The organism is Brevundimonas sp. UBA5936, assembly GCA_002430835.1.
Lineage (GTDB): Bacteria > Pseudomonadota > Alphaproteobacteria > Caulobacterales > Caulobacteraceae > Brevundimonas.
In genome coordinates this window covers 1-404 of the sequence record DJDA01000015.1, presented here as the reverse complement: position 1 = coordinate 404, position 404 = coordinate 1, and the positions used below count along the sequence as shown (strand labels likewise).

The 404-nt window shown below is 74.5% G+C and carries 1 pseudogene; it reads right to left on the bottom strand.

What is annotated here, in order from left to right:
- Positions 1–404: pseudogene (locus B2Y21_RS01125) on the bottom strand (hypothetical protein); the annotation flags it as partial.

Below are 404 nucleotides of genomic sequence, written 5' to 3'. Positions count from 1 at the left end.
GCGGTTCGGCCGGGCCGAGGGCGGAGCGATGGGGGCGGGCGCCGCGTCCTCCCACGGCGGGGTGTAGGCGTCGGCCTCGTCGGCATAGGCGTCTGCGTCATCATGGGCCTCAGACGGAGGCGCGAAGGCAGCTTGAGCGGGAGATTGGGCAGGTGCGGCGAGGGGGCCGTCCGCTTCCATGTCGTCGGCTTCGGGCAGGCGATGGCGCGGCTTGCGGGCCGGGACGGCGGCCTCGGCGACGGCGCGCGGAGCCTTGCCCGGTTTGGCGGTCTTGGCCGGTCGGGCGGCGCGGGCTTCGGCGCCCTTCTGAGCGGCCCAGCCTGCGGTGTCGGTGAAGTCGCGCAGGCGCAGGCCCACGGTGTAGGCCAGGCTCCACAACGCCAGCGCCAGGAACAGCAGACCTA